Consider the following 5,044-nt stretch of genomic DNA (forward strand, 5'->3'; position numbering starts at 1 on the left):
GGGTGGTGCGGGCGTTCTTGTGGAGACGGATCAGCATGGCGGAGCCTCAAGCCAGTGAATTGAATACCTCGCGGAGCAGGCTCCGCGCCTCGAAGAGAGCATAGCTTCTAACCGGAATATAATCACACGGGACCAAACACACCTGAGGTGGGATCCGGCTCAAAAAACACGGCGTGTCCAGCAGGTTTCTGTCGTCCGCCATCCATTTCGAGTTGGGCATTCTCCACGGCGGCCCGGGCAGCCAGCACCTCGGCCTCGGCGGACGCCTCGCGGCCCACGGCGTTATCCCGGTCGCGGACGCTCACGGCATTCTGCGGCAACAGCCTTGCAACCCGGCCCGCGTCAAGCTTGGTGGTTTTCAACACCGCTTCCTGGCGGGCTAGATTGGCTTTGGCCTGATCCAAGCTGGCCTGGAAGGTGCGGGGATCGATTTCGTAGAGCAACTGGCCTTTCCTTACCGGCACGCCCTCCTGGTAATGCTGCTTGATGAGATAGCCCATCACCTGGGCCAGGATTTGCGCGTTCACCATGCCGTCGAGGGCGCCCCCCCATTCCCGGTAGATTGGCACATCCCGCTGGACCACCTCGGTGATTTCCACCACGGGCGGGGGCGGCGACGGTTTCTGCTCGGTTTTTTCACAGCCCGCGCCCAACAGCACGGCGGCGATGCCCAAAGCGTTGCGGGCCTGGCGTGCGAAGCCGTTACCGGGTTGTTCTTGTATATCAGGGCGGGTCTTCCAGAGGGAGAGGGATACTTCCATTAAGTTAGCGATGGCGTCGCTTGTTCCGGTTCCGTTGGCTGAGCGGAGTCGAAGCCGACAGCACCGGAACAAGCGGCTTCGAAGCCCGTTGCCATTCGCTTCGACTCCGCTCAGCGAACGACAACAAGCTCCGAAGCCGCTTAACTTAATGGCAATGAGGGAGAGGGAATAAAGGTAACCTCTGCGTAAGTCCTGTATATATTTGCGCCGAACTGAGTTTTTGGTCATGGTGAGGATGGGGCGTGAAAAATCGGGGGTGTTCTGGAAAATCGTCGGCCAGAATCCCCCGTTCACGAATCTCCCGGCCTCGCTTTCAGCCAATGCCCCAACTGCATCAGCGACCAGCCCCGCAGTCCAATCTCGGCGCCCAGGCAAAAGGCCAGAAACCAAGCCGCCACCGACGGCCATTCGGCCCAGATCAGCAGGCCCAGCAGCACGGAAATTCCCCCGCCCACCAGGGCTGTGGTTTTCTGCCGCAGATTCATCGCTTGGGCCAGCACCAGGCGGAAAATGCCCTTGACGATAAGAAACCCCGCCAGCAGCAGGCTCAAGCGGGCCGGATCGCCGCCCAGGCTCAGGATGATCAGCGCGCCGACGACCACATCGAGGATGCCGTTCTGCAAGTGCAGGAAGAAGTCCCTGGGTTCCCGGGCGATGGCGGCATCCAGGCATTCCAGCAGGCCGACCAGCCCAAGTACCAGCCCGCCGGCCGGCAGCCAGGAAAATTCACTGGCATGGAGCAGCATGGCGTTCGGGTTGAACAGCGCTGCCAGGGCCAGCGCGAACCCAATCAGGCAGGTGCCGGCCCCGCGCAACATGACACGCTTCCAACTCATGCCGAAATGTTCGAATCGCGAGGGGATGGCCTGCCAATCCATGGGTTTGTTCTCCTTGTGGTGAGAGAGGCGCCGCTTAGGACTTGGTCGGAAACAACTTCCCCGATTTGAAGCGGCAACCGGGTGGGTCGGGCATGTATTCCATGCCCGACATGGCTTGATCCGGGCGATGGCGTCGGGCATGAGTACATGCCCGACCTACAGAACTAGCGTCCAGCGGCGGTCAGTTCAGGTAGCGGCTGGCTTGCCGCAAAAAATCCGGGCGCTCCGGTATCTCGTGGCGCGGAATCCGCCCGAACAGCACGATTCGCCGCCGCGCCGTGCCGGAGTAGATTTCCATCAGGCGCAGTTCCGGGGCCGTCGGGCTAGACTCCACCACTTGAATGCCCCGGTAATCGAGCCGCAGGCGGCGTTCCCGCAGGGCGAGCCAGTCGGCGGGGCAATCCAAGATAGCCGCCACCTGGGCCAGGCTGTCTTCCAGGCTGAGCGCTTGGCCACCGCTCTGCCCCAAAGCCGCGTCGATGGCTTCGATCTCCGTTTCCAGGGCGGCCAGGTCCGGCGGGGTGGCGGCGCTGTCCCCGAACATGGTGCCCAGCCCCCAGTTGCCCGCCTGCATCGCCGCCAGCTTGCGCCGCAGCAGATGGCGTTGGTGTTCCAGTTCGCCGCGCTTCTGTTTTTCCTCCGCCAGCCGTTCCAAGGCCCGCTCCACCAAGAAATCGAACGCCCGTTTCTTGAGTTCCCGGCGACTATCGGCTTCCTCAAAAGCGGGGCAGAGGTAGCGGTGGTCGGAGAAATTCACGCTCACTTGCGCCACATCCCGGCGGACGGTGTCGCCATCGAGGGCCATTCCCAATACATGGCGTTCCTCCATGGCCAGACTCAGCAGGCCGAAAACGGCGTCGGGCGGCAGACCGGGGCTATGCTCAAGGCAATCGCGCAGGGTCTGGCACCTGCCCAGGACTTCCCGCAGGTGATCGCCGGAACTGAAGAAAGCCCGCACCTTCGCATCGGTGCCGAAGCTGTGCTGGCTGATTTCCGTCGGCGCGGGCAGGCGGTCCACCATGTCGATGACGTGATCGACCGTGCGCTCCACTGGCCCGTACAAGCGTTGGCGGTAGTCGGCCACGGCCCGCAGGCGGCGGTCGGTGCCATCCACCGCCCGCTCGATGGCGGCGTTGATCAAGGCCCGATTCGGCGCCTTGGAATCCGGGGTGGCCGACGCAAACAGCGCACTTAAAAATCGCAGCATCACCAGTGGCCTCGGGTGGCACAGACACAAGTCCGGGACGGGGCACACTCAGTCGGCGGGGTGCGCGTTCTGCTCGTTGACCAGGGCTTGCTCGGTGATTTCCCGGTAGAGTTCCACCGCCTGGGCATAGACTGACTGATATTCAGGGAGGCGCTCCACCCATGGCCGGATTTGTTCGGCGGTGTCGAACACCTCGTGCAGGAAGCGAATATCCGCGTCGTCGAGTAGCTCCCCATGCCCCACCTTGTCCTTGAGCGCCAAGGCTCTCGGCAGCTTCTGGGTGGTGAAGCGGGTCAGCAGGGCCATGGCGACCCCAAGGTCTTTGGTGGATTCCGTCATGTGACTTCTCCTAATCGGCGTTATTGCTTCGCGCCCACATCCTTCAAGGCTTGCTTGCAGCGCCCGCTGATTTTCTTTGAGTTCCGGTCGAGACAGGCCAGCAGCCGCCCTTCGCCCAGTTCGGTGTTGGCGCAATATTGCTCCAGGTCGTCGTCGCATTCGGCGGCGGCATAGCTGAGCGCGGCCACGGCGTGTTCCAACTGGGCGGCGGCGTCATACAAGGCGTATTCGCAACGGCCAGACAGCTTGTCCTCGTGGGCATAGATGCAGGCCAGTAGCCGGTTTTCGCCGGGCGTGACCGCCTTGCAGTACGCGTCCAGTTCGGACTGGCAGCCTTGCAGGAAGGTCGTCACCGGGCCTTGCGCCGTGGCTGGAGGGGCCGGTTGGGACTCCGACTTTTTCGGCGCCGCGCAGGCATTCAGCGACAGAGTGAGACAGAAGACGGCGAGCAGAATGAATGGCTTACGGTTCATGATTGGCTAATCCTTTAGATTGAGATGACGGAGCCTCCCTGATGGCCCACCGTCCGCGATCCTGCCGACAGTGGGTGCGTCAGGGCTTACGCACTGGCCAGATGAAACCCTCGGTCCCTTTTCTGGCCGAGGCGACAACGCCCGCGAACAATCCCGCGCCCCAGGCAAAGTCGGACGCCTCCGAGTCGGTGGTCGCCGACCAATACCCGCCGGACTGGACATTGATGAACGCATCGCCCGGCTGCCATTTGCCGGTGCCCGCCGCGTTGGCAATGGCGGGATTTTTGAGGGCGGGATTGAGCATCGCCAGCCATTCATCCCGATTCGGCAAGCGCCAATCCCCCGGCTTCGAGCCATCCGACAGGCCGCACTGGCCGCTGCGCAGGCTCGCGGCGGCGGCGTTGGCCTCTGCGAAGGTGCCCTTGCCATCGCCGGTCTCTCCCAAATCGGCGCACGCCGCATCCTTCAGCCAGTGCAATCCGGTTCGGGCATCGCGCACCGTGCCGTCGCCGTTGTCGCAATAGCGCCGCGTGCTCTCCGGGGCACAGCGAGCGATCACCTTGCTGTCCGCCGGGGTGTCGGCGAAAACCAGGGGACAAGCGACCGTGCCCAAGGCCGTTAGCATGACGGCGATGGATAACCGCCGCTTCCGGGGGCTTTGCCGCTGCGTATGTTGTGTGGATTGCGCCATCTTTAAGCCTTGAAGAATACGGTTGAGTGCGGAACACTAGCGACACCGCGTCATGCTGGCCAACTGTCAGTCTCGCACGAACCCCTGAATGCAACAAGTGCCCAACCCTGAAAACCAAGCTGGCAGCTCTGGGAGAACTGGCCGTCCACTAAAACAGCGGTGTCCTTAAGTCGCGCCACGCGCTGCCAGGAACATGCATCAAGCCAGGATAAGGTAGAGAGCAGCATCGCCTGCGGGAACCCGTAAAACTACCCGTAAAATTACAGGTAGTGGTACGATGGGCGAAACTTATAGGTTTGCGAAATTATTTAACCGTACCTGATCCGGCATCGGTCCTCACCCTATCAGGCTGCTGCCTACCGTTCAGAATCAGGAGCGGTTTCTAGCTTGGTTTTCGCTGGCTCACACAAAAAGGAGAGTCACCATGACAATTCAGTCCCGGCACGGTCTTTTTCTGGTGTTCCTACTGATGCTGGCCGCCTGCCAAACTCCCGGCTCCCGTCCCCCGGACCCGGCTGCCGCCGCCCGGATCGACCGGGCCGTGGATGACGCCCTGGCGCGGCTCTATGCCAGCACGCCCGCCGCCCAAAACCTGGCCCGGCAGGCTCAGGGCATTTTGGTGTTTCCCGGCGTCGTCAAGGCCGGTTTCATCGGCGGGGCGCAATACGGCACCGGGGCTTTGCGCCGACAGGGCC

At 62.5% G+C, this 5,044-nt stretch carries 6 protein-coding genes and 1 pseudogene; 1 reads left to right on the forward strand and 6 read right to left on the reverse strand.

What is annotated here, in order from left to right; translation table 11 throughout:
• Positions 1–122 precede the first annotated feature (122 nt).
• The 6 genes from ACXWUF_RS18200 to ACXWUF_RS18225 all read right to left on the reverse strand — a co-directional run bounded on the left by ACXWUF_RS18200 (position 123) and on the right by ACXWUF_RS18225 (position 4,349).
• Positions 123–761, reverse strand: coding sequence for an efflux RND transporter periplasmic adaptor subunit (locus tag ACXWUF_RS18200; RefSeq protein WP_458496025.1), 639 nt, complete (start codon positions 759–761; stop codon positions 123–125).
• 290 nt (positions 762–1,051) lie between these two features.
• Positions 1,052–1,639 (reverse strand): HdeD family acid-resistance protein, encoded by a 588-nt coding sequence (locus tag ACXWUF_RS18205; protein WP_458496026.1) that lies wholly within the window; start codon positions 1,637–1,639, stop codon positions 1,052–1,054.
• 181 nt (positions 1,640–1,820) lie between these two features.
• Positions 1,821–2,846 carry a hypothetical protein gene (locus ACXWUF_RS18210; protein ID WP_458496027.1) on the reverse strand — a complete coding sequence of 342 codons (1,026 nt, stop codon included), beginning with the start codon at positions 2,844–2,846 and terminating at the stop codon, positions 1,821–1,823.
• A 48-nt stretch (positions 2,847–2,894) separates the two neighbouring features.
• Entirely contained in the window at positions 2,895–3,185 is a 291-nt protein-coding gene (locus tag ACXWUF_RS18215; protein WP_458496028.1) for a hypothetical protein, read from the reverse strand.
• Positions 3,186–3,205: 20 nt separating this feature from the next.
• Entirely contained in the window at positions 3,206–3,658 is a 453-nt protein-coding gene (locus ACXWUF_RS18220) for a cysteine rich repeat-containing protein (protein WP_458496029.1), read from the reverse strand.
• A 79-nt stretch (positions 3,659–3,737) separates the two neighbouring features.
• Positions 3,738–4,349, reverse strand: coding sequence for an Lcl C-terminal domain-containing protein (locus ACXWUF_RS18225; protein ID WP_458496030.1), 612 nt, complete (start codon positions 4,347–4,349; stop codon positions 3,738–3,740).
• Between the two features lie 424 nt (positions 4,350–4,773).
• Between ACXWUF_RS18225 and ACXWUF_RS18230 the strand changes: the two are divergent.
• Positions 4,774–5,044 (forward strand): annotated as a pseudogene (locus ACXWUF_RS18230) (twin-arginine translocation pathway signal protein); the annotation flags it as partial.

It is taken from the genome of Methylomagnum sp. (assembly GCF_054333355.1).